25 protein-coding genes are annotated in these 23,932 nt (G+C 46.1%); 11 read left to right on the forward strand and 14 right to left on the reverse strand.

The window, feature by feature from the left end; all coding sequences use genetic code 11:
* Positions 1-144: 144 nt before the first annotated feature.
* Together GF309_11895 and GF309_11900 are read right to left on the reverse strand one after the other, a co-directional pair.
* Positions 145-1,449 (reverse strand): hypothetical protein, encoded by a 1,305-nt coding sequence (locus tag GF309_11895; protein MBD3159485.1) that lies wholly within the window; start codon positions 1,447-1,449, stop codon positions 145-147.
* A 157-nt stretch (positions 1,450-1,606) separates the two neighbouring features.
* On the reverse strand, positions 1,607-2,500 hold the full coding sequence (locus tag GF309_11900; GenBank protein MBD3159486.1) for a hypothetical protein: 894 nt from the start codon (positions 2,498-2,500) through the stop codon (positions 1,607-1,609).
* 134 nt (positions 2,501-2,634) lie between these two features.
* On the opposite strand from GF309_11900, the gene GF309_11905 reads away from it, so the two are divergent.
* Positions 2,635-4,299: an FAD-binding protein gene (locus tag GF309_11905; protein MBD3159487.1), complete on the forward strand. Its 1,665-nt coding sequence runs from the start codon at positions 2,635-2,637 to the stop codon at positions 4,297-4,299.
* Positions 4,300-4,308: 9 nt separating this feature from the next.
* On the opposite strand, the gene GF309_11910 is transcribed toward GF309_11905, so the two are convergent.
* The 6 genes from GF309_11910 to GF309_11935 all read right to left on the reverse strand — a co-directional run bounded on the left by GF309_11910 (position 4,309) and on the right by GF309_11935 (position 7,408).
* Positions 4,309-4,602, reverse strand: coding sequence for a hypothetical protein (locus GF309_11910; protein MBD3159488.1), 294 nt, complete (start codon positions 4,600-4,602; stop codon positions 4,309-4,311).
* 124 nt (positions 4,603-4,726) lie between these two features.
* Complete coding sequence (locus tag GF309_11915) at positions 4,727-5,110, reverse strand: hypothetical protein (protein ID MBD3159489.1); 384 nt, start codon at positions 5,108-5,110, stop codon at positions 4,727-4,729.
* A gap of 147 nt (positions 5,111-5,257) precedes the next feature.
* Positions 5,258-5,620 carry a 4Fe-4S dicluster domain-containing protein gene (locus GF309_11920; GenBank protein ID MBD3159490.1) on the reverse strand — a complete coding sequence of 121 codons (363 nt, stop codon included), beginning with the start codon at positions 5,618-5,620 and terminating at the stop codon, positions 5,258-5,260.
* 7 nt (positions 5,621-5,627) lie between these two features.
* The gene (locus GF309_11925; GenBank protein MBD3159491.1) at positions 5,628-6,590 is read right to left on the reverse strand and encodes an NADH-quinone oxidoreductase subunit H; all 963 of its coding nucleotides are present in this window, start codon (positions 6,588-6,590) and stop codon (positions 5,628-5,630) included.
* 7 nt (positions 6,591-6,597) lie between these two features.
* On the reverse strand, positions 6,598-7,071 hold the full coding sequence (locus GF309_11930) for an NADH-quinone oxidoreductase subunit B (GenBank protein ID MBD3159492.1): 474 nt from the start codon (positions 7,069-7,071) through the stop codon (positions 6,598-6,600).
* A gap of 1 nt (position 7,072) precedes the next feature.
* The gene (locus GF309_11935; GenBank protein ID MBD3159493.1) at positions 7,073-7,408 is read right to left on the reverse strand and encodes a hypothetical protein; all 336 of its coding nucleotides are present in this window, start codon (positions 7,406-7,408) and stop codon (positions 7,073-7,075) included.
* Between the two features lie 186 nt (positions 7,409-7,594).
* On the opposite strand from GF309_11935, the gene GF309_11940 reads away from it, so the two are divergent.
* The 8 genes from GF309_11940 to GF309_11975 all read left to right on the forward strand — a co-directional run bounded on the left by GF309_11940 (position 7,595) and on the right by GF309_11975 (position 15,039).
* Positions 7,595-7,849 carry a hypothetical protein gene (locus GF309_11940; protein MBD3159494.1) on the forward strand — a complete coding sequence of 85 codons (255 nt, stop codon included), beginning with the start codon at positions 7,595-7,597 and terminating at the stop codon, positions 7,847-7,849.
* Positions 7,849-8,136 (forward strand): hypothetical protein, encoded by a 288-nt coding sequence (locus GF309_11945; GenBank protein ID MBD3159495.1) that lies wholly within the window; start codon positions 7,849-7,851, stop codon positions 8,134-8,136. The genes GF309_11940 and GF309_11945 overlap by 1 nt, the downstream gene beginning before the upstream one ends.
* On the forward strand, positions 8,133-8,447 hold the full coding sequence (locus GF309_11950; protein MBD3159496.1) for a hypothetical protein: 315 nt from the start codon (positions 8,133-8,135) through the stop codon (positions 8,445-8,447). The genes GF309_11945 and GF309_11950 overlap by 4 nt, the downstream gene beginning before the upstream one ends.
* Positions 8,448-9,902 (forward strand): NADH-quinone oxidoreductase subunit M, encoded by a 1,455-nt coding sequence (locus GF309_11955; protein MBD3159497.1) that lies wholly within the window; start codon positions 8,448-8,450, stop codon positions 9,900-9,902. It abuts the gene before it with no gap.
* A gap of 14 nt (positions 9,903-9,916) precedes the next feature.
* Positions 9,917-11,950 (forward strand): NADH-quinone oxidoreductase subunit L, encoded by a 2,034-nt coding sequence (locus GF309_11960; protein MBD3159498.1) that lies wholly within the window; start codon positions 9,917-9,919, stop codon positions 11,948-11,950.
* Entirely contained in the window at positions 11,951-13,438 is a 1,488-nt protein-coding gene (locus GF309_11965; protein MBD3159499.1) for an NADH-quinone oxidoreductase subunit M, read from the forward strand. It begins immediately after the preceding gene.
* A gap of 222 nt (positions 13,439-13,660) precedes the next feature.
* Entirely contained in the window at positions 13,661-14,470 is an 810-nt protein-coding gene (locus GF309_11970) for a 2-oxoacid:ferredoxin oxidoreductase subunit beta (protein ID MBD3159500.1), read from the forward strand.
* Between the two features lie 5 nt (positions 14,471-14,475).
* Entirely contained in the window at positions 14,476-15,039 is a 564-nt protein-coding gene (locus GF309_11975) for a 2-oxoacid:ferredoxin oxidoreductase subunit gamma (GenBank protein ID MBD3159501.1), read from the forward strand.
* 142 nt (positions 15,040-15,181) lie between these two features.
* Here the strand turns inward: GF309_11975 and GF309_11980 are convergent, their stop codons facing one another.
* The 5 genes from GF309_11980 to GF309_12000 all read right to left on the reverse strand — a co-directional run bounded on the left by GF309_11980 (position 15,182) and on the right by GF309_12000 (position 20,468).
* Positions 15,182-16,402 (reverse strand): NADH dehydrogenase subunit, encoded by a 1,221-nt coding sequence (locus tag GF309_11980; GenBank protein ID MBD3159502.1) that lies wholly within the window; start codon positions 16,400-16,402, stop codon positions 15,182-15,184.
* A gap of 1 nt (position 16,403) precedes the next feature.
* Positions 16,404-17,024, reverse strand: coding sequence for a hypothetical protein (locus tag GF309_11985; protein MBD3159503.1), 621 nt, complete (start codon positions 17,022-17,024; stop codon positions 16,404-16,406).
* Between the two features lie 239 nt (positions 17,025-17,263).
* Entirely contained in the window at positions 17,264-18,034 is a 771-nt protein-coding gene (locus tag GF309_11990; protein MBD3159504.1) for a 2-hydroxyglutaryl-CoA dehydratase, read from the reverse strand.
* Between the two features lie 10 nt (positions 18,035-18,044).
* Positions 18,045-19,262, reverse strand: a complete 1,218-nt coding sequence (locus tag GF309_11995; protein ID MBD3159505.1) for a 2-hydroxyglutaryl-CoA dehydratase — start codon at positions 19,260-19,262, stop codon at positions 18,045-18,047.
* A 3-nt stretch (positions 19,263-19,265) separates the two neighbouring features.
* A complete protein-coding gene (locus GF309_12000; GenBank protein MBD3159506.1) occupies positions 19,266-20,468 on the reverse strand; it encodes a hypothetical protein in 1,203 nt (400 codons plus the stop codon).
* 174 nt (positions 20,469-20,642) lie between these two features.
* On the opposite strand from GF309_12000, the gene GF309_12005 reads away from it, so the two are divergent.
* Positions 20,643-22,391: an AMP-binding protein gene (locus GF309_12005; protein ID MBD3159507.1), complete on the forward strand. Its 1,749-nt coding sequence runs from the start codon at positions 20,643-20,645 to the stop codon at positions 22,389-22,391.
* A 133-nt stretch (positions 22,392-22,524) separates the two neighbouring features.
* On the opposite strand, the gene GF309_12010 is transcribed toward GF309_12005, so the two are convergent.
* Complete coding sequence (locus GF309_12010) at positions 22,525-22,695, reverse strand: hypothetical protein (protein MBD3159508.1); 171 nt, start codon at positions 22,693-22,695, stop codon at positions 22,525-22,527.
* A 452-nt stretch (positions 22,696-23,147) separates the two neighbouring features.
* On the opposite strand from GF309_12010, the gene GF309_12015 reads away from it, so the two are divergent.
* On the forward strand, positions 23,148-23,932 hold a 785-nt coding region (locus GF309_12015; protein ID MBD3159509.1), incomplete at its 3' end, for a hypothetical protein.

The following is a 23,932-nucleotide window of genomic DNA, read 5'->3' on the forward strand; positions in this document are numbered from 1 at the left end:
GGAGAGTGACCGATATGGGGATTACTCTGCTTAGAGATACTCTGCACCTTTCATTAATGTACCGACGTATCAGTGGATTTCTTGCGTCTTTAAGGAATTTCGAGGAATCTCACGCTTTCAAATGAGGAACCGAAATATATTCTGTTAGATTAGAAGCATAGAAAGTACGAGAAGCCACACTGAACCGATTGCCAAATGAATCAATCCCACGATAGTGCCGATTTTCGCGAACTCAGCGAGGGTTACTGGATTCCTCTCTCTTTCTGAATGATCTAACACAACCATATTGGCAGGAGATCCTAGCGGGGTAAACAGATTACCTCCTACGTTAACCGCGAGAATTAGTGCTAGGGGAATAACAGGTGTCAAAACAACAAGATCTAGGGCAACTGGTGCTAATACCGCAGAGACTGGAAGGTTGTTGAGAACTGCTGATAGGCTGGACGGAAACCAGACCATGAAGAGTACAGCGAGGAAGGAATTGTTCCCAACGGCTGCTTGAAGCCATACACCTAGCTCTTGGATGAATCCTACCACACCCAATGCCTCTACGAGGCCGAACACGCCCACCAAAAAGAATACGGTGCTCCATCCAATTTCGCTCAGGAATTCAGATGCCCTTTCGTGCGCCATGACAAGAAGTGCTGCTGCAACCAGAAGAGCAATCATTGCAGGTTGGATACCCGTAGTGGATCCTAGGACAAATCCAGTAATCAGGACTGCAAATGCTATGATTGATGCGTAGAAATCACGTTTGGATTTGATCATGGTAGCGGGCTTCAGTCTTTTAACGAGTTCCATGCTGGCCTTGTCAGTGTCACCAAACTCTTCCTCAAAGTAGTAGAGCACAACAAACCACGTTACGATCAATAACAACGCGGACAGCGGCATCATGGAGAAAAATAGCAAACCAGCATTGAGATTAGTTTCCTCAGTTATGATGATGTTGACTACTCCACCAACAACAGACGGTGTTGAGCCGATATTACAGACGAGTGCTTCAGACATGAGAAACGGTTTGAAATTGATATCAAGAACCTTACACACTTGGATGGTTAGAGGCACCATGATAATCATGATAGTTGTTTTTGGCAGAATCAATGATAGAATCCATACGAATAGCAAGAAGGTACGAAATAACGATTTGTAGTCCCCACCACCCAGTTGTGCCAGCCGCAAGGCGATATACTGAAACATGCCAGAACCGCCAGCTACAGCAACCACAATCATCATCGAGGCAACGAAGAGAATAGTGGTCCAGGGAATTCCGCCTACGAGATTCTCAAAACTGAGTTGTGGGTCGGGTTGGCCTAAGGAACTTAACCAGAATACTACCCCTATGATTGCTAGTCCGAACAGTGACATGCCTGTCCTGTTGACCTTCTCTGTGGCGATGACCAGATAGGTCACGGCAAATACAATCAAGACTACGATTCCTAGTGTATCCATATGGAGCGCGAGCCTCCTTCTTCAATGTGGCTGGTGCGTTTTCTTTCTGCTTTCAGCTATGAGATACCATATAGACAGTCTTACAGGTACTAATGTTTTGCCTTCGAGATACCTTCTCTCAGATTAGGTGCCTGCGACTGTGTGTTACAAGCATTGCTCAATCAGGATATGGTATTCCTTTACAGATATTGCCTTTGACAAAATGAGTTAGGGCTACATCTGTGCTTTGGATTTCGATTTCTGCAACGGCTTGGTCAACAAAGGTATCGTATTTATCGGTAGGCGGTCGACAATAGCCTATTGGAGCTGTCACTGCTGTTATACCGTTGGTTTTGGTCGCACTTCGGACATGGCTATGACCCGAAATAGTGAGAAACACACGTTTGTCATTCAGGAGCAGTTCACCTGTGCTCTTCGCTCCCATATATGCAGAAAAGAAATCCCATGGCAATCTGTTCTTGTACACAACTAGGTCTTCAAACGGCAGATGATGAGACACGCAAACAATCCTACCCACATCGTCAGGAAGATTCTCTAAATCATACTTCAATTTCCTGTTCATCAACTGTGTGACTTCCTGATCGTTCATCGTCCAGTCGATATTGTAGTAATCCCGCCAGACTGCTCCATTGTACTCCTTCTGTCTGTAGGCTTCCATCGGGATATCAAGTTGCTCTACGCGGAAGGAGTAATCGGACCATCCCAAAGTACCAATGAAAGCTACTGAATCATGAATATAGGGCTCGTCAGGCAAATGCATCCAGCCGGCTTCTCGGCACACACGACCTATCTTCTTGGAATATTTTTCGAGTGATGTTGCCTTTTCTGAAAACCAAACGTCGTGATTTCCCGCAACAAAGAGGTTGATACAATCATCGATTCTGAGAGACGCGAGTGATTCTCCCAATGCGTCAAGTCGATCACTGATATCGCCTGCAATAACGAACGCATCTGGATCTGCTTCTTCAACTCTGTGTCTTATTCCTTCGACTAGCTGCTTGTCTTTTCCGTGTGGCCTGACATGAATATCTGATACTGCAGCAATCTTCATCACTTGCACCTTAACAGAGGCTTTTGATTGGGGCAGGGATAAGCTTGAGGCGGTTAAGCCATTCAATTTATGCTGGGTAGTGTGGTACTTGTGTTCAAACCATTGATTTGATATGTTTGTTTTGTTCTGGAAGCATGCTGAACTTGGTGGCAATTAGAATGGGCAAAAGGATTACTGCTGAAAAGGTGCCTGCACCTTCAGAATCAGAAATGAAGACAGTAACAGATACAGAGCAGATCAATGATGTTTACGCCTTGTATCTTGATGACGAAAGCCATTCCTTTGATGGTGAAACGGAGCGGCTAATCTTTCCAACTACAGAAGCACAAGTTGCAGATGAACTCCGGAAGGCCTATGAGAATGGCACTCCCCTAACTATACAGGGTGGGCGAACCGGTCTTACTGGAGCTGCAGTACCCCTTGGAGGAACTACACTCAATTTCGAGGAAATGGATAAGATTCTCTATATGAACTACTATCCCGATGAAGACCATTATTCCATAACTGCTGAACCGGGTGTGCTTCTGGAAGACCTTGTTAAAGCCATCACTTCGAAAAACCTTGATGAACTAAAGGGGAAGGGAGATTCGCCCAATCAAGAAGCATTAGAGCGGTTCTTGAATGATGATCGCGAAATATCCTTCCTTGTGGACCCTACAGAGACAAGTGCCTGGTTAGGTGGAATCGTTGCATGTAATGCCTCTGGTGCTCGTACATTCAAGTATGGGGCAGTACGGGACTGGGTGAAGCGTATTCGTGTTCTGCTACCCAACGGTGATGCTTTGGATATTCGGCGTGGTGAGGTCTTCGCTGAAGATGGAGTCTTCGAAATAGAGCTCAGTGATGATTCAGTTGTCAAGGTGAAGATTCCTGATTATGAGATGCCACGCACGAAGAATGCTGCAGGTCTCTATGCTAAGCCAGATATGGACCTCATCGACCTCTTTATTGGATGTGAGGGTATTCTTGGGGCGATCACTGAGGTTGAGCTGATTCTAGCCGAATTACCTCCCAACATCATGACTGTCATGGCCTTCTTCCCGAGCGAAGAGCAAGCGGTTGATTTCGTTTATGAGATGCGAGAACCCGATTGTGCGGTACCTCCTGAATTCATTGAATATTTTGGGCCATATGCTCTTGATATGATCCGCCAAAAGGCGGGAGATGCGAGCATAAAAGTCCCCGCGCTTACAGAGGAAATAAAAGCTGTCGTCTTCTTCGAATTTGCTTATGCCGAGGAAGAGATGGAAGAGAAGGTTATGGCCTTGGAAGAGATTCTGAACAAACATGGGTCCTCCTCTGAATCTAGTTGGGCTGGATTGGACTATCGAGAGCTGGAGAAGATGAAGACGGTCCGCCACTTTGTTCCTGAGAGCGTCAATTCAATGATTGCCATGCGCAAGGCACGATATGAGAAAGTACACAAGATTGGCACAGATATGGCTGTTCCTGACGAAGCTCTTCGTGAGTACCTAGCTTTCTACCGTGAGGTTCTGGAAGAACAAGGCATGGAGTATGTGATTTTTGGCCATATTGGAGATAATCACCTGCATGTGAATATGATTCCTCGTAACAATGAGGAGGTAGAACAAGGCATGGAAAACTACCGTCTGTTCGCAGAACGAGCAGTTGAGCTGGGTGGAACCGTTGCAGCCGAACACGGAATTGGCAAACTCAAACGTCAGTTTCTGGAAATAATGTATGGTGAAGAAGGCATTTCTGAAATGCAAGCTGTCAAGAAAGCTTTGGATCCCAAATGGCTGCTAAATCAAGGGAATATGGTGTCTATACCTGAGTAGGTAAGTTCATCATTCCTGCTTTCCGGCTTGAGCCAAAACCTGCCGTTCCACTTCCATCATTTTCGCAAAAATCTCGGGTTTCTCCTTGCGGAGGATGCTCCGATTCTTTACCCCAAGGCACTCCCAATATTCCTGAATAGCCTGTTTGAATGCTTTGGGGGTTTCCTCCTTCTGTTCTTGGAGCCTCGCGAGGATTTCTCCTGTCATTTCATCTACTGATTTCTTCTTGATTTTTATCCGTGCCCAGAAATCGCAATTTTTCCCACGGCAGGGCCCACCTACCATAACGCACCAATCTTCCATTAGTCATCATTCCAGAGCAGTAATCCCGTGGTAGTGATGTTTATCTTTAAGAATTGGCGTGACGGTACTATCTTCTGGGTTACAAAAAGAATAGAGATTGACTTGGTACTGTTATGATCCGATTTTATTCTAAAATCCGATATTCAACATGAAGCCCCTCGGCTTTCCACCAGATTTCCTGCAGATACTGTACATATCCTCGGGTCACTTTGTCCTCTTTGAATTTGTTATCGCTAACACAGTCGTATTCCTTCGTTAAGCATTTCACGCACCAATGACAATCGGACCAGAGCTTGACCTGTGTATCTTCAAACTCTAATGATTGGATTTTGTCTAGTGCTCTCAGAATAGCCATCAGTTTCATTTGTCGGGATGTTGTTCCGCTTGAAGTTCCTCTATCTGAAATCTCGATTGATTCACCGGTGATAGGATCTTCGTGCTCGACATTGTACTGCCACACTCCATATCCTGCGGTACAGTCACCGCTCGTGTACGCTTTGATGACCACTGTCCCATCACTCTGGTGGAATAATGCCACTTGGCTACATGAGTGTTATTTATTTCTGTTAGAAACGGTACGGGAGTATCAGAATTGAGTAGCAAAGCGGATTCCCCTCTAGCGAAAGGAATTGAATTCCATACCTATCGAATTAGCCTACTCTTCTTCGTCTTCCTCAGTTATATTCTCGTAGTAGAAGATCATACTATCTGTGTCGTATCCAGCGAGTTCATACTCTTCACTCATGCTGATTGCATCTACTGGACATGTATCAGCACACTGGCCACAGAAGAGACACCGGTGCTGCAGATAGATTATCGTTGCTTCATCACGCCGCCCTTCCATCTTTATGGCTTCTCCGGGACAGATTCGCTCACAGGCACCGCATCCGATGCAGGTTTTCATATCCCATACAGGTCGCCCTCTGAAATCCTTGGGCACTTCCTTACGTTCGAAGGGATATTTCAGTGTCGAGGCTTTTCGGAAGAGTTCTTTCAACGCATCTGTTAGCAACTTCATCTCAAACTCACCAGCGAATACCGAACTGTATCAGAATTATTTGTAGCACAGCAATTGGAATTGCATATTTCCACATGCCCTCTTCCATCTGTTCTATTCGTAATCGAGCAAAAGATGCCCGCAATACTGACAGTAGAACAACCACGAAGATCGTTTTAAGGAGGAAGCTGACTATAGGCGGGAGAAACAGGATTGGTTGAGGACCTCCAAGATAAAGAGCTGCCGCTAGAGCTGATACCAGAACAATTTCTAGGTTCTTTCCTAATCGGATAAGAGCAAGCTTTCTACCACTGTATTCTGTCTTCCATCCTGCCACAATTTCTGTTTTAGCATGTGGAATATCAAAGGGGATGAATTCCAATTCTGCAAGTAGAGAAACAATCAGGACACTAAAGCCAATTGGTTGTAGGAATATGAACCACATTGAGTTGTTTAACTGCCATTGTGCGATATTGCTAATGGAGAGACTTCCCGCAACAAGTGCCGGCCCAATCATTGCTAATCCCATCGGGATTTCATATCCCACCATCTGCAGTGCAGCACGAGCACTCCCTATGGTAGAGAATCTATTCATTGAGGAATAGCCACCGAGAAAAATCACAATCATGATGAGTGTGAACATGAACATCATGATTAGCAAGTCCCCTTCAAACGAAATGATGCTGGTTGGTCCTGAAATTGGAACAAGAAAAAGTGCAGTAAGCGGAATTGCAAAGAATGCTATTGGGGCCAAACCGAAAATACGGCTATCAGCTGCATCCGGAGTTAAGTCTTCTTTCTGCAACAACTTGAGGAAATCAGCAAATGGTTGCAGGATACCTTTTGGACCCGTGTGTAGTGGTCCAATCCTTTTTTGAACACTTGCGACTGCTTTTCGATCTATCCATTCGTAGAAAAATGCTAAGAGGACTACGAAAAGGATTCCCGGAAAAACGAAGATTTGAATCGCTGAGATGATTTCATTAATCATTCTTGACTTACTCCTCGATTTTTGGAGCCGTTTCAGGTTCCTTGTTTTCGTGAGTTTGTTTTCCTTGCTTCAATTTCGCAAGCAATTTCGTAACGCCATCGATTATTGCTTCAGGTTTTGGTGGGCAGCCTGGTACGTATGCATCTACAGGAATCACGTGGTCGACCCCTCCACAAACGCTGTAACACCCTTGGAATGGCGCACCACTACTGGCACAGGTTCCAACCGCCACTACGAATTTGGGTTCAGCCATCTGTTCATAGATGCGCTTCAGCCGTTTTTCATTCTGTAGTGTAACAGGTCCAGTTACAACCAAGATATCTGCATGTCGAGGACTTCCTTTCAATACGGCCCCGAATCTCTCGAGGTCGAAACTCGGCATAAGAGCGGCTACTATTTCAATGTCACAGCCGTTACAACCGCCACTTGGAAAATGTAACAACCAAGGACTAGATACTTGAGCCCATTGCAAAATACCCATTCTAGGCAACTCTCCTATAGAATACCAACAGCCAGCTGGCCGCCAACAAAACCATAGAATAGATGATTGGTACCAATCCAACTGCAGGTGATGATGTAGCCAGCATGAATATCAAAACATCGAAGATTAGCAAGTAAATTGCATAGACCAAGAAGTGTTCAATATCTATCTGCAATTCTTCTCTCGGAAAATCTTCTCCGCAAGCATACAGCTCCCCTTTTGCCCCGCTATCTTTAGACGAGACTTTGACTGATATTTTTCCGCTGTACCAGTAAATGACCAGGGCCACGACAATAGATATACTGAAGATAACGGGCAGTAATATGAGGGTCGACATTCTATGCACCCTGTTTGAGAACAATTTCAATGGTATCTTTAAGCTTGCGGTCCGGAAGCTCTATGAATCCCTGAAAAGGCTTAGTACTTATTTGATTTTGCTTTCGATTGAAAAGTCGGTTTTGAGAAGATTTTTATTCTACTGCTAGGCCTGCCGAATTAGCGGTTAGTAACGCAGGAGTTTGCCTTGGCATTAATGGATATCCCCCTCATCATCTTAATGATTCTGGCTTTGGGATTTGCATTGTCAACGGTGGAGACAAGAGACCCCCTTTACAGCATCCTTTCCTTTTGTGCAATGTGCATTACAATTGGTAGCATATTCTGGATTCTGGCAGCTCCCTATGTCGCTATCTTTCAGTTGCTAGTGTACGCAGGAGCTGTTGTGGGGATTTTCCTTGCTGCTATTATGTTGACAACCCGACAGGAGTGCATTGAGTAATGAAATATGATAAAATACAGATTGCGGGCTCAATAGTTGCATTGCTGGCAATTATCATTTTAGGCATATTTTTGATTCAAATCCCCTTCCCAGCCTTCGAATATGCAATCGCTGATGATCATCTGGTTGAGATTACTCAGCCACTGGGTGAGGAAATGAGCGAATTCATGTGGGGGTTCAGAAGTATTGATTTGTTGGGTCAAGCATTCGTTCTGTTTAGCACCGCTGCAGGATCCCTTGCAGTTCTAATCGGGATAGAACACATGGAAGAGGGAGAAACCGAATGATTCCCTTGACATATTTCCTTGCCTTTTCAGCAGGATTGTACATCATCGGTATATACTGCTTGATATCCAAACGCAATTTGATTCGACTTGTCCTAGCAATTGAAATCCTGTTGAATGCTGCCAATGTCAATTTCATAGCTCTTTCATTGTTTTGGAATGAGGGGTTTGTCGACCCGTTTGCCCAGTCCTTAGTGGTGATTTCAATAACCTTGGCTGGTTGTGTGAGCGCTGCAGCCCTTTCACTTGTAATCTATGCTTACGAACACTATGGAACACTGAATGCACGAGAGCTCAGGAGGCTTCGAAAGTAGATGCTGACTCTACCACTCAACATACTATTCATATTCGCAGTGACAACTCCCGCGGTTGGCTATCTGGGAAACAAATATGGTTACAAGAACCTCTGTGGAGTATATGCTTTGATAGGTGTCTTTCTTGCTGGATATGCGGTCTATGATCTTTACTTGGTAGCCTCGGGAGGGGTGTATGTATTCCCATCTGATTTTACACGCCTTTTTGCACATTTCAGAATCGATACGCTTGGCTTTTTCATGGCATTTATCCAGGTTGGTCTAGGTCTCCTTGCCACATTGTATTCTATTAGATATATGGAAGAAAAATGGCCTACTCCACTCTATTACTCCTCGTTATTGGCAATGATAGGCGGAATGATGGGGGTGGTATTTGCTGCTGATTTGTTTACTCTTTTCGTTTTCTGGGAGCTTATGTGCATAAGTTCCTACATGCTTGTAGCATTCGATAGGGAGTGGGAACCAATTGAGGCCGGCTTGAAATATCTCCTCATGAGTGCCGCAGGATCAGCGACTTTTCTTTATGGTATTTCTCTCATCTATGGTTTTGCTGGCTCTCTAGACTTCGTTACCCTTGCGTCAACTCTGGGTCAAGCCCCAATTAATAGGTGGTTCAATTTCACCTATTTGCTCATCTTCGTTGGCCTTGGTATTAAAGCCGCAGTTGTTCCTTTACATACTTGGTTGCCTGATGCTCACTCTGCAGCGCCAACTCCGATATCCGCAATGCTTTCCGGTATTGTTATTGAAACTGGCCTTTATGCCATGTTCCGAGTTTCCTATACTGCCTTGGCCTCTATCCATGTAGAGTGGATGCTAATTTTAGCTGTCTTCAGCATTATTACCATGACTCTTGGCAATCTATCAGCTCTTCTTCAGAAGGATTTGAAGAGATTGCTAGCATATTCCAGTATTGCCCATATTGGATACATGTTAGTTGGGCTATGCATCGGCACTGAACTGGCCTTAACAGGTTCTTTTCTACATATCTTCAATCATGCGCTGATGAAGGGTACAGCTTTTCTTTGCACCGGTGCGATTCTTTACCGGCTGGGGTCCAGGGATTTGGACAAGATAGGTGGCATTGGAAGGAAGATGCCCATCACGGCTACTGCCTTTGGGATTTCTTTACTTGCCTTATCTGGCCTGCCAGGTCTCAACGGATTTGTAAGTGAATTGACACTCGTCCTTTCAACCCTTGAAGAGGACCTCTTATGGCTCGGTATTGCAGTAATCCTCAATACAGCCATATCAGCAGGATACTACCTACGAATCTTCCGTACAATGATACAGTCGCCACCAACCGAGTTAGCTGAGGAAGCTGAAGAGGCGCCTGTAAGTATGCTGGTACCTATCTGTCTGCTAGCCATATTCATTGTAGTTTTTGGTATTTGGCCTGACATAGTGCTCGATTTGGCGAGACAAGCTGCACAGGGACTTCTGGCCGTAATTTAACGGAGAGATAACAAATGCTAATTGATATCAATATACTTGCTTGGTTCACTTGGATATTCCCGCTAGTAGGTGCAGGTATCTCTCTGCTCCTATCCAAAAAGAATCATCGATTTAGCGCCTATGGGGCTGTGTTATTCGGGTTCTTAGGATTCCTCATGGCATTTCTGATGCTTCCGGAGGTTTTCCATCCTGAAGCTATCAATAATACCGCGTTCTGGGTATCACTGCCCGGCGGTGTATCTGTGCCTATAGGCATGCTCGTTGATCCACTTACAATTATCTTGGCCAATATTGTCAGTTTTCTGGCTTTCCTCATACTTGTTTACTCTGTCAAATATGTTGAACATGAACCAGGAAAAACAAGGTACTGGTTCTTCATGTCTCTATTCATCGGCAGCATGCTACTGCTTGTGATGGCGGACAACTTGATTCTCCTATTCGTGGGCTGGAAGATGGTTGGCGTATGCAGTTATGCACTTATCGGCCATTACTACAGCGACGAAAAAGAACATTGGATTGGAGGTCCAGAGCCGTTTTCTTTCCAGAAGCCTTCAAGGGCGGGACTGAAAGCTCTACTGGTTACGACCTTCGGAGACGTTTCGCTTCTTGGCGGAATGATTCTCATCTACATGTATTCGGGAACATTCAACTTCATTCAGCTCTATGAGACGGTCTCCACTTGGGTTCCTGCTATGGCGGCTGATCCCGGAGTACTGACGCTTGCATCTGTTCTGGTTCTTGGTGGTCCAATTGCAAAATCGGCCCAATTCCCACTCCATGAATGGTTGCCTGAAGCCATGGCTGGTCCAACCCCTGTATCTGCATTGATACACGCAGCAACAATGGTGAAGGCTGGTGTGTATTTCGTTGCTCGAATGGCACCAATCTTCTTCTACGGTTATTGGATTGGTGGTTTCTCTGAAGCTGGAACCTTCTTCTTGATTACAGCAGCAGTTGGAGGTTTCACTGCTTTTCTAACTGGCACTCAAGCTATGGTGGCTCTTGAACTGAAAAAGGTACTCGCCTTCTCAACCATGAGCCAAATCGGGTATATGATTCTTGGTCTGGGTGTGGCAGGTTTGAGCCCCGAAGCACTTACTGGTGGCCTTACAGCAGGCATTTTCCATCTTGTAAGTCATGGTATTTTCAAGGCAGCACTATTCCTTACTGCCGGTTTCATTCTTCACGCTACAGGCACCATCTATATGTCTGAAATGAATCTTTCACGAACCCGGACGAAACTGACGTGGGCTGCGATGTGGATAGTAACACTGTCCTTAATGGGGGTTCCACCGCTATCAGGATTCTGGAGTAAAGAAGAAATTCTGACTGTCTGTCTTGACGGCGGTCATTTCATTCTGTTTGCCTTTGCATTATCAACAGTTGCAATCACAGCGTTCTACTCGGTTCGATTTATGGGAATGGTATTCCATGGTCCCCAAGAGGAGAGCTCTTCTCATCACGAGGCTGACCGAATAATGCTCACTCCCTATGCTCTTCTTGCGATCCTTACATTGGGGCTTGGGATAATCGGTCCTTGGTTTGGTGAAGGACTGCATCACATATTCGAGGAGTATTTTGTTCACACACTCGGATTCGAAGTGGTTGCAGAATCCACAGCTATAACCCCATCAATGGCTCTTTCTGAAACAATACCCTTCTTGATGCCCATTCTTTCAATCTCGATGCTTGCTCTTGGAGCACTTCCTGCTTACAGGTTGTATGTTTCAAGAAAGAGTAATCCAAAGGATATCGTTGGCGAGGACGGCATCCTGAAAAAACTCCATTCTTTTCTTTGGAACCGTTGGTACATCAACGCAGCATACTTGGCGATAGTTGACGGAATAATGGCTATGCGAGAACCACTGAAGAAGTATGTTGAACGACCCATTGATCGAGCTTTGAATGACGGTATTCCTAATCTCTTCTCTGCGATAAGTAATAAGGTGAGGAAAATCCAAACAGGAAACTTCTCACTCAATATGCTCTATGTATTCGCTTTCTTGGTATTGGCTGGAATCGTACTCCTATTTACGGGGGTGCCCTGAATGGAGATTCCATTCTTACTGCTTCAGACGGTGCTCATTCCAGCAGTCTCTGTACCGATTATGGGATTGCTTGGCAAGAAAATAGGCAAACGAGTTGGCTGGATTGTAACCGCAGTTCTAGCATACACAACCTTTCTCCTCCTCCTTGGAGGTGTAGATTACTGGGTCAGTGGATCTGCACTCAGCGAACAGTATTTCTGGAGCACAGCACTCTTCGATATCGAGTTCGGATTCTTGGCTGATGGTCTCAGCTATCCTGTTGCCATCATCATGAATATACTATCAATGACGCTTGCTGTGTATTCGATTCGATATGTTGAACATGCCATTGAGGAGCTCTATGGTGATGGGAATGAAGGCATGAATGGGCTTTACTATGGGCTTTTCATGTTCTTCCCGACCGGACTTGTGGGAATGTCATTGGCAACGAACCTGATTGAAATCTACTTATTCCTCGACGTTTTACTGATTCCTCTCTACTTCATCATAAGCTATTTTGGACTCGTAAAGCGACATCGAATTGCAACCATGGTCTTCCTATGGGGTTTCATTGGCGGCTCATTCTTTCTCATAGGCTCTGTAATGGTATACTCACAGATTGGGAGCCTCATGATCAGAGATTTACCAGCTCTCGCAGGGTCGCCTCTAGCATTCTGGGCAGCGATATTCATGCTCATAGGGATTCTCACGAAAATGGCTGCTTTCGGTTTTCATGTGTGGCTACCTTGGGTGCATTCAGGGGCTCCAACACCTGTATCTGGTATATTGACTGTCGTTGTTGGTATCATGAGCTACTTGCTAGGCAGGATATTTGTCCAGAATCTGGCAACTGTTATCCAAGCGCTGTCAACACCACTCATGATTTGGGCATTGATTACTATGCTCTACGGTGGTCTGCTAACCCTTGCCCAAGATGATATCAAACGTTTGTATGCTTGTTCGACAATAAGCCAGACTGCATACTCCCTTCTGGGATTGGCAACTCTTACGACCACGGGAGCCGCTGGAGGTGTATTCTATTTCCTTAGCCATTCCCTCGGCAAGGTCATACTATTCTCCGCTGCTGGGATGGTGATGATCAAGACCGATGTTAGAGACATCAACAAGATGGGAGGACTTGCGAAGAAGATGCCACTTACGGCGACCCTTTGTGTGATGGGTTCTCTAATTCTATCTGCGATTCCACCATTCAGTGGTTTGCAGGCGGAGTGGATTATGTTCATCGGTATTTTTGAACAAGGTATCGCTGCGGGCACTCTTCTCAACATAGCAATACCGGTAGCTGGGATATTCATCACCTTCATTTCCAGTGTCTATACTTTCTGGCCGGTGATGCGGATATTCTTCGGTCCCCTGCCTAAATCACTGGAAGATGTTGAAGAAGCACCACTATCAATGATTGGACCAACTGCGATTCTTGCTCTGATTTCCCTCTTATTTGGTATCTACCCCGAGTTGGTCATGCGGTTCCTATCGGCCGCGTTCTAAGATTCAGTGAGAAGCACAGTGCTGGGGCTCTATCTTGAGCCCCTCATTCTTTCTTTGCATCAGTTTCTGCTTCATAGATTCTGCTGCTGTTTCTGGATGTGTTCAATGATATACCACATCAACAAGTCTTTTATCCCGGAGGTCTTGTAGCCCAATTGTCAGTAAAAGAGAGTCTGAGGCAAAGATATGACCCAAGCACACACTCAAACACTCAAGCACCCAATGGCGAAGTACATACGAGAGGATCGCCAACCATGGATCTATTGCCCTGGATGCAGTATTGGCATTGTCACCAATATGGTTGCACGGGCAATTGATAATCTTGGCTTGAATTACCATGATGTGGTAGTCGTCTCAGGTATCGGTTGCACTGGACGTACTTCCGGGTATTTTGAAACCGGCTCTTTCCATACCACCCATGGCCGGGCTATTGCCTTTGCCAGTGGTGTGAAGATAGCCAATCCTGACCTGGAAGTGATTGTCGTTTCTGGAGATGGAGACATTGCAGCAATCGGAGGTAACCATCTCATCCATGCTTGCCGCCGAAATGTCGACATAACCGTCGTATGTGTTAACAACTTCAACTACGGTATGACAGGTGGCCAGTTCGGACCGACAACCGAGCATGAGAGATACACTCAGACCTCGCCAAAACCGATTGGCAATATCGAACATCCTTTCAACCTTGTGAAGCTGGCTGCATCGTCTGGAGCCACATTTGTTTCACGATGGACTGCCGTACAGGCTCGACGTGCTACCCAGTCGATTGAGAAGGGCATTGCGAAAGACGGTTTCTCCTTTATCGAGATTGTTGGCGCTTGTCCCACTGCTTATGGCAGGCGAAATGACATGGGCGCCGGTGTTGAAATGCACAGACATCTTCTTGAGGTGGCTGAGATACAGAATGGACTTCCTCCACATGAAGCAGAGCTCGATTACGATAACAGAATCATCTGTGGAGAATTCGTAAACATAGAGAAGCCTGAATATACTGACATATTGAAAGCTGCTCGTCAAAAGGTAGATGGGTGATTCAGATGTCACGTTTCGAAGTACGAATGGGCGGTTTCGGAGGACAGGGTATTGTCACCATGGCTGTCGTGCTTGGTGAGACAGTATCTCTGATTGAAGGCAAAGAATGCGTACAAACCCAATCCTATGGCCCTGAAGCCAGAGGTGGAGCAAGCAAGAGCGAGGTGGTAATCAGCGATGATAGAGAGGTTGATTATCCCAAGGTCATAGCTCCTGACGTGTTCATTGCACTGAGCAGAGCTGCTTATCTTTCATACAAGAATGACCTCAAAGAAAATGGAACACTCATCGTTGATGAGGATCTAGTTGAAATCGAGGGCGAGCTTCCAAAGGGCGTCAAAATATACAAAATACGTGCTACCCATATCGCAGATAATGAAGTCGGTTCCAAGCTTGCCACAAACGTCGTCATGCTCGGAGCATTCTCAGCAATCACGGGTGAAGTAACACTCGAAGGATTGAGGGAACGAGTTGCTCAGCGGTGGCCTCGGTTCAAAGAAACCAACCTGAAAGCCCTTAAACTTGGATATGAAGCTGGCGAGAAGGCTGTAGAAGAAGCCGAATCTTGATATCCATGCCATAACTGCTTACATGATTACTTTTACCAGGTTTTACTTGAGACTTGCACTCGTGTAAGAACCTAAGAGAAAAAAGAAACTAGGAGTGGATTCCCGTCATATTAGGCGGGTTCACCACTCAGATTTTTTAGCTTCACTTGTTTTCTTCGTACGCCTTGTTCGCCCGTACTCTGAGCTGCTCCTTGGACACGATTTCAATTGAGTCGTCTTCTGCATCAACAAGAGCAATCCGATCTGTACAGCTGTAACATGGGTCGATCGCAGCCAAGATGATTGGTGCGTCTGCAATTTGGTAGCCTCTTAAGGTATGTTCCATCGAGCACCAATTCGCATGAGTCGGCGCCCTTATCTTAACACGTTCTGGCTTGCTTGTACCATTGGTAACCAAGTAATGCACGAGTTCACCACGTGGTGCTTCATGCCTTGCGACAACCTCGTTTGGATCTACCCTGGGACTCATTCTGGTCTGGATATCTCCGTCAGGTAGGTTCTCAATGAGCCATCGTGACATCTCGATTGCCTGAACAATTTCCTTCAACCGGACAATGGTTCTGCCGGCAACGTCGCACCGGTCTGACAGAATCATATCCCAGTTGCCCGTATCAATTAGATGGGGGTATGCTTGGGTGGGATCGGTGAAACGTACATCTACAGGAACATTACTACCTCTCGCGGTTGGACCTACAGCTCCATGGCTTTTTGCCATTGAAGTCTCAAGGACACCAACATCCTCTACACGATTGAGAAGGCTTCTCTCCTTGATTGCGGTATTGAGATAGTAATCCATCTGTTCCTCAAGCTTATCGAGGCGTTTGAGCAAGCTGTGTGCCAGTTCGTCAGAGATGTCTCTTCTGACTCCACCAATGGAATTCATATCATGGTGAATACGTGCCCCGGATAGATCCTCGAGCATGTCGAGAGACAATTCTCTGTCTCTCCAGGCATACATGAATAAGGTCTCAAATCCGATTTCGTGGGCTGCAACGCCAAACCAGAGCATGTGTGAATGGACTCTGTCCAATTCCCATGTCAGGGTTCTGATGAATTTGGCTCGTTCAGGAGGTTCCTTTTCGGCTGCAAATTCAACTGCTTGAGCATAGTTCCCGTTATGTGTTGCTGAACAGATGCCACAAATCCTAGCTAGCAAGTACAGGTTCTGGGTGTGAAGGTTGCCCTCCGTTGCCTTCTCTATGCCCCTGTGATTGTAGGATATGTTTACTTCGGCGTCGACAATCTGTTCACCATCCAAGATGAGCTTGAACATCCCTGGTTCTTTCAGTGCTGGATGCTGGGGACCAATTGGAATGGTAATTCGTGGGGGTACGAATGTCTCTCTCTCTTCGTTTGAGGTCATCTTATTCCGCCTCCTTTTTTGCTGACGGTACGGGCGGTCGCTTTATTCTCTCTCTGACCCCTCTCGGATCGTCCCAGTCCTTTCTGAGTGGGTGCTCATCCTCGGGCCAGTCTTCGGGAAGTTCCACTCTGTGTTTCCTCTCAAGTCCCACAGGAATAATACCGAACATTTCCCGCAGTTCATTTTCCACGTATTCGAAGGCAGGATACAAATCTACGATTGAAGGGTATTCTGGCTTGTCTCGAGGAACGTTCACCCGAACTGTCAGGGATATGTTTCTATCGTTGAGGAAGAAATGATAACACGCCTGGAGATCATCTCCTAGGTCTCTACCGGAAAGAGTCGAGCATTGCCACACTCCCTGATCTTCTTTCAGGTATTTTGCGAAGTCACGGAATTTGTCTTTCTTCACCTGAATAAAGACGCGGCGTGGTTGTTTGTGAACATAAGAACCCTCCGCGATCACAGTATCTGGGTTGTCATTCATGATCTCATCAAAGAGCTCGTACTCTTTCTCGTGACCGTCCCTATCAGCGGGATGGTGTTCGCCTGGTTCTTGTTTATCACTCATGATAGCAGCCTCTTGGATTTCTCTAATGAACGGTCCTGTTGTATTGTTCATTAGTATCGCCTGGACCACGATAAATTTCGTTGTCGACTGACTGGCTGGAAATCATAGCAGCCGGCAGCCGTTACAGGCCGCAATTGTCGCTTTTTGTAACCCTCATATAATGTTTAGGTTTAACACATATCAAACCACTCATATGGATACGAAAGAAGAAATCCAGAAAACGATCCGGATTCGCTTGACTGGATGTTCTTTGTCTAAACTCGGAATGAGACAGAATGTTGTTGTTCTCTTCACTGGATGGACAGTAGTGCGGCCCCTAAGGCACCCGTGAATTGAGCTTCCTGCGGCACCGAGATGTCTTCACCCAGTGACTTCCCAAGATACTCTACAAAGGCTTGATTAAGCGCTACTCCCCCTGTAGCCACTACTGGTGCAGCAATGCCCACTCGCTTTGACATACTTGCAATTTTGCCTGCCATGGACTGATGGATTCCAGCTGCTATATCTTCGGGTGATTCTCCAGAGCTTATCTGACTGATTACTTCACTTTCAGCAAACACGGTACAGGTACTGCTTATGGAACATGGATTTTGAGACTGAAGGGCTAAGGGTCCCAGCCCCTCTATTGGAACATCCAGCACTCTTGCCATCACTTCAAGAAAGCGGCCCGTTCCAGCTGAGCATTTATCATTGAGCTCAAAATCTGTAGGTCTGCCTTCTGAACCAACTCGTATTGCCTTTGAGTCTTGCCCGCCAACATCTATGACAAGCTGAACATCAGGGAAAATATGATGTACTCCTAGGCTATGACATGTGATTTCTGTTACCTCTCTATCTGCAATAGAAATCAGTTTGCGTCCGTACCCTGTACTAACAACTGGTTGTTCCGTGGCTTCTCCATGAGCCTCCTCTATTTCATCCAAAACGGCCTTTGCTGCATCGTTGGCAGATGCGCCCGTGGGACGTATTGAAGAGGCTAGAATCTGACCGGCACTGTTAATAACGACTCCTTTAGTCGTGGTAGACCCGACGTCAATACCAATGCCCACCTTCTCTCTCATCCCACTTCACCTACTCGATCATCTCTATCAACGCATCGATTCTTGTTTCTATCTGAGCTTCATTGAACAATCGGCTGTCCACCATGTCCCCCTCTATTACCACACCAGGAACACCGGTTCGTTCAGTCACTAAATCCTTTGAGACTAGTTGACCAAGGGAGTACCGCTTACAAGATCTAACCGAAAACATGACAAACCCATCCAAGTGATATTCCTCAATCAGCCCAGCCATTTTGTCTACTTTTGCTCGCAACCCTCTGTTAAGATAGACATTGGAATAGATGTCGACCATGCGATTCAGAATGTCCTCTCCTTCAAGTGAGCCTGTCCAAGCATGAGTGTAGGTATCTGCTGGAAAGACCACCCCTCTCTTGGCTAGGCCGTTGAAGAACTTGTATATGCTAAACCACGGTGGAATATTGTCCCAAAGCAACCGAATCTTCTCATCTCGAATTGCTCCCATACCTTGTTGTATCCGTCCTTCGACTTCGTTGAGGAGTGCTTCATAATACTCCAGAATATGTTCCTTCCCTCTCATTGAAACAACTGGAGCCATTGCAAGAAATCTATCCGCGCAGTTAAGTGGGGATGGCTTATGTTTACATGCTTCAAGTGATTTCGTCCACAAATCGATTGCTTTGGTAGAATTCGATGCCACCTCCTGAAGCTTGTCTTCTTCGAGAGATGTATCAAACTCCTCACCTAGAAAGTCAATGAGCTCTTCAAGACCCGTCCTCACATATTCCCTGTGATGAGATGGTTGCCTTCGTTGAACTGGTGGTGTATCCAAGAGAAAGACGGGTGCACCCGTAAGCTTAGAAACCGCCTCATACCATCGAAGTACGGTTCCACAGATGTTGTTACAGGCGAGCAGTACCTGTGGCTCAGGAAGACCCCCTAATGGGCTATCATCTGGTCTGTCTGTGGAACCAATACCAGCTCTAGCGTATGAACATAGCTCCTGCGAATAACCAAGTTCCTCCGCGAAACCACACACCTCGGGACCAACCTTTTGCGATCCAACAACAGCCGTATACTGCTCTGGGTAGCTAACGCCTAGATTCATTGCCAGTGGAATTTCGACCGGGAAACCAGATGTTACCCACGCAAGCTTGCCTTCTTCGCTTGCAGCTTGCGCCTCCAGCATGTACCTGAACATTGTCTGCTGCAATAGGCTGCTTGACTCAAGTTTTCTGTAAGCCCTTTCTTTACTCTCGTTGCTTGCCAATTCTCAGACCTCCATTTGCGAAGATAGCGTCTCCAAGAAGCTCTGTATTCTTCCTTCTAACCGCGCCTTGTCCGAAAACTCCGCATCGACAGGCAATCTTAGTGTAGTCACACCTACATCTTGTGCAGCCTTCACTAGAGATGGAGTCTCAAATTCATCCGGGTCACAGAATGACATTTCCGTAACAATCAGTCCATCAATAGAGAAGTTACGGAGCAGTTTCTTGAGGAAAGCAATTCTTGTTCTGAGTCCCATCTGTGTTGGTGCTGATGGAGCTTTGAGCGTCATTTCAGCAAGGCCCTTGAATAGATGTCTTTCAAGTTTGGCTGTTGGTTTGAATGTCATCCTGTACCCAAAGGAAAGCAAATCTAGTACAATTGCGGCCTCGGTGGGCTTTGCCACCGCATCAAACAGTTCACCCATACGGATGGGGTCTGTCATCCCTCCTGCAACAACTATTCTTAATGGGGGCGATTTTACTGGAAACGCCATCTCATCCATATGGCCCTGAAGGAGAGATTGTCTTATCTTGGATGCGGTGCTTGGTCGTTTCACTGAATTCTTGACCCTTCGGTAGATGGTTTCTAGCTCTTCTAAGGCGACAACCGATGGTGATTCGAGGAAGGAACACAGTAGTCGTACGAATTCTGTATATGGAAGAATATCCGGTTGAAGCACTCTTGCTGCATAGATTTCTTGACACATATTTCGAAACCATTGGAAGACATTGAGCGCTTTTCTGAGACGCATCATATCAAGTGATCGATAAACAACGCCCTGAATGCTTGCACTCAGTTTCCCCAATTCGCCAGCAAGGTATTCTGCAGATCTTTCCTTGTTTTCAACCACAGGATATCGTACCTGTAGGATATTGTCTCTTGGAAATTCTACCGCCCAGATATCATGGAGATTCTGCATAGAGTCGCACATATTGCTTGGAAAGAGTAAACCCTCAAGATGTGAGAGATTCTCCTGAACTCTTTGGCTTAAGAGGTTCCGGCTAAAAGAGCATGCAAATGTCTGGAGGCTGGATTCAAAACCAGTCGCGGGCTTCTTAGACGCCCTTACAAGGGATGGTAGGGCAGTGTGAGCTACAATCATCTCAAGTGGAGCTCGATGATCAAAATATCCTATTTTGGGAATCTGAGAGTCATCAGAGGTAGGAAGTATCTCCTTAGCTTCCAGCAAGACTTGGTCTCCCTTCAATTTTTTTTATCTCCATTCAATGGCCTAACGTTTCATTGTTACAGCTAGCTGTCTTATTTGTTGTGGGGGACCGACGAAGGAATTATGAGGCATTGTTACTAGACATCAACGATATACCTTGGTCCGTTTGGGGAGAAAAACAGGCCAAGAGAGAAAGTAGAGGAGAAGTACATAATGGAAGAAATGCTATGGCACAAATACAAGTGGCCAGCCGATGCTCTGAAGTCCATAGAGTATCCGGAAGAACCACTTTTTGCGATGCTTGATAGATCTGCTGAGAAGCGCGGTGATCAACCTTTCACATTGTGGGAAGGGGTATCGCGTACTTTTGCGGAGGTACGAGATGATGCGAATAGAATCGCCAATTTTCTAGCCAACAAGGGAATCGGTAAAGGGGATACAGTGGCAGTATTCTTACCTAACACACCTCATTTCCCTGTAGTTTTCTTTGGTATTCTGAAAACGGGTGCACGAATCTGTACTTGCAACCCAATGTACAAGGCTGGCGAGCTCAACCATCAGCTCAATGACAGTGGCGCTGTTGCTGTCTTTGTTCTTGATCATCCGACGTTTACACCTACCTGCTATGAGGCGGTGAAGGATACCGATGTGGAGACCGTTGTAGTGTGCAGTGTCAAACGGTTCCTTCCGAAAATCAAGGCGATTCTTGGAGGGTTACTTGGTAAGATTCCCAAAAGCCCCAGTTATGAGTCCGACAAGACCGTCTTTTACGATCATATACTGGATGAACACGAACCAATTGCCCCTGATGTGGAAGTGGACCCCGATGAGGTTGCTCTCATACTCTATACTGGCGGAACCACAGGAACTCCAAAGGGCGCAGGGCTTACGCACAAAAATATGGTAACAAATGTTCACCAAGTCTACGAGTATGTGAATCTAGACCCCGCTGATATGGATGCTCCCCAGAAAATCGTGTACGGTGAAGAAGTGTTTGTTGGCGCATTGCCATGGTATCACAGCTACGGTTTGACACTTACCTTGTTGATTGCAACAGAATACGCTGGACAACTCATATGCATACCTGATCCGCGAGATGGTGACCCTCCACTATCCGTTCTTCTGGAAGACATTGAGAAGTATGGCGGTACGATTCTGAATGCAGTACCAGCACTGTATGCAGGAATTGTTGAACATCCAAATGTCAATGATTACGACTTGAGCTCCATCAAAATCTGCAGCTCTGGAGCAGCACCTCTTCCTCCAGAACTAGCCAGAAATTTCGAGAAGGTCACTGGTGCTGTCATCTTTGAGGGCTACGGTTTGAGCGAGACGTCACCGGTCACTCATGTTAACCCAACCAACCGCAAGGACAGGAAGTTCGGATCCATTGGGTTGCCTGTTCCAGATACCGTTGCTAAGATTGTTGACATAGAAACAGGAACCCGAGAATTGCCCCCCGGAGAAACTGGTGAAATCGCTATTCATGGCCCCCAAGTGATGAGCGGCTACTGGAACAAGCCTGATGAAACTGAGAACGTAACCCGAGAACTCGAAGGAAAGAGTTTCTTCCTCACTGGTGATATTGGGCATATGGATGAGGAGGGTTTCTTTGTGGTGTCGGATCGGAAGAAGTCAATGATAAACGTGAGTGGATTAAAGGCTTATTCTCGCCAAATAGAAGATACACTGTATGAACATCCGAAGGTGGCCATGGTCGCGGTAATCGGAGTCCCACGCGAAGAGGATCCGAGTAATGAGTTCGTGAAGGCGTTCATCGTTCCTAAGGGAGGGTCTAAGCTGCAACCAGAAGAAATCATAGAATGGGCGAAAGAACGAATGGCTGGATATAAACGGCCTAGGGAAGTGGAGATTGTTGAGTCTCTACCCCTGAGCCAAGTTGGGAAGGTTTTGCATAGAGTACTGAGAGAGCGAGAGCTGAAGAAGAGAGGCATGGACTAAAAGAAGATTCTTCAGGATACGTGAACGGAATTTCAACCAGCGATATCATCAATAACAAGCTGCAGTCATTTGCTTACGCTGTGCTGGTTTTTTTCCGTTCCCCCTTGGTCTATCTGGCTACAAAAGGCATCAATCAAGTCCTCTTGCATATCTTGTGGATTTGTTCTTTCAGAATCTGTACAAAGGTGGGTGCATCAACATCAACAAGCCCAATACCTGCAGGAAAGACAGTCTCTACAAGGCACTGCACCAAGTGCTTTGCTTTCCATGTCCCGGGTTCGTACTTCTGGACATTCGAGGTCATCCATCAGTGCTATATAACTTGATGCTGACTACGCCCATTTTGCTACCTAGGAATATACTCCCCTCTAGCCTATTAAACATCGCCAATGGGAGACACCAATAAGTGCGGTCCATCAAAGGAAGGATGTAAGAGACATAGCGACGGAACCGTGGTTCCGATACCTTTCGATAAATCGAGAGCTACATTTATTAGATAGTGTCCTACCCAAAAACATGCTTGTATGATGTATCTGCATTGGAGAGTATGTAATGCGGAACGTAGCAAGCAACACTTGTTCTGAACCAAGTTGTATGTGCAGTCCTCGGGCCGTGTGCACTTATTCTCCATCTGAATTCTGTCCGAGGAATAGACATGACTAGACGAATCCACCTACGAGAAATCGTGATGACTGCTGTCATCGCTGGAATGATAACGGCACCAGCACAGGGCGTGCACATAGGAGTGGTCATTGTATGAAGTTCCATGTCAAACGGGTGACCAAGTTCCTCTCCATCACGCTTTTGCTGACACTGTTCTTCATGTCGCTTCATGTTGTAACAGCTGTAGGTACTGCCGACGATGAAGACACCGTCTCAACACCGCAGTATATCATGGATTGCTATGATGGTGTGGGGTTTGCGGATCGACCTGGCGAGATATCCGACCTGCAATCGACCCTTGATGCTGTCAGCCTCCTCATGGAAACCGACGAGAAGTGGCCGTACGGTCTATGGCATATGGTAGACGATATTGTAACAAGATACAAGTCTATGCAATCTCCCTATCGTGGCGGTTTTGTACAGGGCAACGTCTCTAGGGATGGTCCAGACTTCAGAATAACCGCACTCATTCTTGAAATGCTGAAAGTTGTTGGACGGTTAGATGAAGTCGATATCGCAATGGTTGAACGTTACTTATGGTCAAGTTTTCGAGAATCCCTTACAATGGATCTCTGGCTGACTGAAGGTCATTTCGACCAAAAGTACTGGGCACTCAGGGCAGCCGCTGCGATAGACAATGTTGAGATTCTGGGCGTCAAGAAGCTGGATTTGGAACGGATTATCGGTCCTGATGCAAACAGGGCTGACTTCCCGGAAGACGAAACCTACCTTCGCTGGGGGGATAGTCTCCTTATTGATGCACTCTGCGATATCTGGGGTTACCTAAACCTCCCCGAGATTCAGGAGGCGATTGCGGACAATATTACAACGTGCTCAAGTATCATTTTCCAGTTGCATGTTGTTGCAGGCTATGGGTT

The sequence above is a fragment of the Candidatus Lokiarchaeota archaeon genome (assembly GCA_014730275.1).
GTDB lineage: Archaea > Asgardarchaeota > Thorarchaeia > Thorarchaeales > Thorarchaeaceae > WJIL01.

Excerpts from the sequence above, each read along its gene's own strand:
- GF309_11990 (MBD3159504.1), bottom strand. The coding sequence starts at position 18,034 with ATGAGAGAGAAGGTGGGCATTGGTATTGACGTCGGGTCTACCACGACT.
- GF309_11895 (MBD3159485.1), bottom strand. The coding sequence starts at position 1,449 with ATGGATACACTAGGAATCGTAGTCTTGATTGTATTTGCCGTGACCTAT.
- GF309_11935 (MBD3159493.1), bottom strand. The coding sequence starts at position 7,408 with ATGTCGACCCTCATATTACTGCCCGTTATCTTCAGTATATCTATTGTC.
- GF309_11970 (MBD3159500.1), top strand. The coding sequence starts at position 13,661 with ATGGCGAAGTACATACGAGAGGATCGCCAACCATGGATCTATTGCCCT.
- GF309_12005 (MBD3159507.1), top strand. The coding sequence starts at position 20,643 with ATGGAAGAAATGCTATGGCACAAATACAAGTGGCCAGCCGATGCTCTG.
- GF309_11930 (MBD3159492.1), bottom strand. The coding sequence starts at position 7,071 with ATGGGTATTTTGCAATGGGCTCAAGTATCTAGTCCTTGGTTGTTACAT.
- GF309_11910 (MBD3159488.1), bottom strand. The coding sequence starts at position 4,602 with ATGGAAGATTGGTGCGTTATGGTAGGTGGGCCCTGCCGTGGGAAAAAT.
- GF309_11955 (MBD3159497.1), top strand. The coding sequence starts at position 8,448 with ATGCTGACTCTACCACTCAACATACTATTCATATTCGCAGTGACAACT.
- GF309_11920 (MBD3159490.1), bottom strand. The coding sequence starts at position 5,620 with ATGAAGTTGCTAACAGATGCGTTGAAAGAACTCTTCCGAAAAGCCTCG.
- GF309_11900 (MBD3159486.1), bottom strand. The coding sequence starts at position 2,500 with ATGAAGATTGCTGCAGTATCAGATATTCATGTCAGGCCACACGGAAAA.
- GF309_11985 (MBD3159503.1), bottom strand. The coding sequence starts at position 17,024 with ATGAACAATACAACAGGACCGTTCATTAGAGAAATCCAAGAGGCTGCT.
- GF309_11975 (MBD3159501.1), top strand. The coding sequence starts at position 14,476 with ATGTCACGTTTCGAAGTACGAATGGGCGGTTTCGGAGGACAGGGTATT.
- GF309_11980 (MBD3159502.1), bottom strand. The coding sequence starts at position 16,402 with ATGACCTCAAACGAAGAGAGAGAGACATTCGTACCCCCACGAATTACC.
- GF309_11925 (MBD3159491.1), bottom strand. The coding sequence starts at position 6,590 with ATGATTAATGAAATCATCTCAGCGATTCAAATCTTCGTTTTTCCGGGA.
- GF309_11945 (MBD3159495.1), top strand. The coding sequence starts at position 7,849 with ATGAAATATGATAAAATACAGATTGCGGGCTCAATAGTTGCATTGCTG.
- GF309_11905 (MBD3159487.1), top strand. The coding sequence starts at position 2,635 with ATGCTGAACTTGGTGGCAATTAGAATGGGCAAAAGGATTACTGCTGAA.
- GF309_11950 (MBD3159496.1), top strand. The coding sequence starts at position 8,133 with ATGATTCCCTTGACATATTTCCTTGCCTTTTCAGCAGGATTGTACATC.
- GF309_11960 (MBD3159498.1), top strand. The coding sequence starts at position 9,917 with ATGCTAATTGATATCAATATACTTGCTTGGTTCACTTGGATATTCCCG.
- GF309_11965 (MBD3159499.1), top strand. The coding sequence starts at position 11,951 with ATGGAGATTCCATTCTTACTGCTTCAGACGGTGCTCATTCCAGCAGTC.
- GF309_12010 (MBD3159508.1), bottom strand. The coding sequence starts at position 22,695 with ATGACCTCGAATGTCCAGAAGTACGAACCCGGGACATGGAAAGCAAAG.